Here is a 1820-nt window from a genome sequence, read left to right as displayed (position 1 = left end):
GCCGACGAATCCCCTTGAGGACAGCCAGACGGCGTCGGTCAGTCCATGAGTCAGACCCACCCGGAGAAGCCACCACACATCCTCACTGTCAGTCCTCGTCGGCGAGGATCAGGTACAGCTTCTTGCGGGCCTCGTTGACGACGGCGAGCGCCTTGTCCCGCTGCTCTTTGCTGCCGGTCTTCCAGACCTGTCCGAACGCCTCCATCAGCCCGAAGCCGGCCTGCCGGATCTCGCCCAGCGCCTCCCAGTCGACCCCGCGAGAGGCTTCCTCCCAGGGGGCGTCGGGGCCCTCGCCGGCCACCGTGCGGCCGGCGTCGGTGAGGGAGAACAGCTTCTTGCCCCCCTCGCTCTCGCTCACGATCAGCCCCTCGTCCTCCAGCAGTTGGAGGGTGGGGTACACCGAGCCGGGGCTGGGCCTCCACGCCCCGCCGCTGCGCTCGGCGATCTCCTGGATCATCTCGTAGCCGTGCATGGGCCGGTCCCTCAGCAGGGCCAGGATCGAGGCCCGCACGTCACCGCGCCGCGCCCTTCCCCTGGGTCCGCCGCGCCCTCGCCCGCCCCACGGGCCGTGCCCGAAGCCCGGGCCGAAGGGCCCGCCGGGCCCGCCCGGCCCGAAAGGACCGAACGCCGCGCGCAGCCGGTCGAAGTCGCCCCGTCCGCCGCGCGGGCCGCCGTGGTGGTGTCCGTGCTCGAAGCCATGGGTGTGCACCGCAACCACTCCATCCCATCGTTGATCTGTCGCGATGCTTCAACGATATATCGGAGAAGTTCGCTCGACCACCCCCGGACGCCGGGTCGCCCCGCCGGACCCCCGAAAACCGGTCCAGGGACCGCGCATTGGCCTTGGCCCGCGGTTTCGCTCAGCACCTACGGTCGGGACATGCGGATCCGAATCGTCGACGCCTTCACCGACCGGCCCTTCGCCGGCAACCCGGCAGGAGTCCTGCTCCTGGACGCCTTCCCGGACGACCCCTGGCTCCAGAAGGTCGCCCTGGAGGTCAACCACGCCGAGACGGCCTTCGCCCACCCGCTCCCCGGGGGCGGCGGGGCCGACTGGGCGCTGCGCTGGTTCACCCCCGCCACCGAGGTCGCGATGTGCGGCCACGCGACGCTGGCCACCGCGCACGTCCTGCACACCACCGGCGCGCACCGGGGCCCGGTGCGGTTCGCCACCCGCAGCGGCGTCCTCGTCGCCACGCCCGGTGAGGACGGCGCCGTCACCCTGGACTTCCCCACCGCCCCGCTCACCGCGGTCGACGTTCCCGAGGGCCTGGCCGAGGCGCTGGGCACCCGGCCGCTCACGGCGTTCGACACCGGCCCGGACGTCGGGGACCTGCTCGTCGAGGTCGCCGACGAGCGGACCGTCCACGCCCTGCGGCCCGACCTCAGGGCCCTGGCCGCCCACTCCGAGCGCGGCGTCATCGCCACCGCCCGTGCCGAGGACCCCGCCCTCGGCCACGACTTCGTCTCCCGCTGCTTCTTCCCCAACGTCGGCATCGACGAGGACCCGGTGACCGGCAGCGCGCACACCGCTCTGGCCCCCTACTGGTCCGAGCGCCTCGGCCGCTCCGTCCTCACCGGCCTCCAGGCCTCACCCCGCTCCGGGCGCGTCCGCACGGAGGTGCGCGGCGCGCGCACCCTGCTGAGCGGACGGGCCGTGACGGTCATCGAGGGCGATCTGCTGGTCTGAGACCGGTACGGCGAAGGGGGGGGGGGGGGGGGGGGCCCCCCCCCCCCCCGCCGCCCCCCACCCCCGGAGTCAAGCCCCCCCTCCCGCCAGCCACGATTACCCCCCCAAACACCCCACCGTGCGGAGCCGT

General features: G+C 73.7%; 2 protein-coding genes. One reads left to right on the top strand and one right to left on the bottom strand.

Annotated features, from left to right (window positions below):
* Nucleotides 1–88: 88 nt before the first annotated feature.
* Nucleotides 89–709, bottom strand: coding sequence for a PadR family transcriptional regulator (locus ACZ56B_RS30565; protein WP_468797560.1), 621 nt, complete (start codon nt 707–709; stop codon nt 89–91).
* 171 nt (nt 710–880) lie between these two features.
* Between ACZ56B_RS30565 and ACZ56B_RS30560 the strand changes: the two genes are divergently transcribed.
* Nucleotides 881–1690 (top strand): PhzF family phenazine biosynthesis protein, encoded by an 810-nt coding sequence (locus ACZ56B_RS30560; protein ID WP_468797557.1) that lies wholly within the window; start codon nt 881–883, stop codon nt 1688–1690.
* The last annotated feature ends 130 nt before the right edge of the window (nt 1691–1820 follow it).

The sequence above is a fragment of the Streptomyces sp. NPDC034670 genome (assembly GCF_055574875.1).
This window is presented reverse-complemented; position numbering and strand designations above follow the sequence as displayed.

What these genes read in the sequence shown, in the direction of transcription:
- ACZ56B_RS30560 (WP_468797557.1), top strand. Translation starts at nt 881, where the DNA reads ATGCGGATCCGAATCGTCGACGCCTTCACCGACCGGCCCTTCGCCGGC.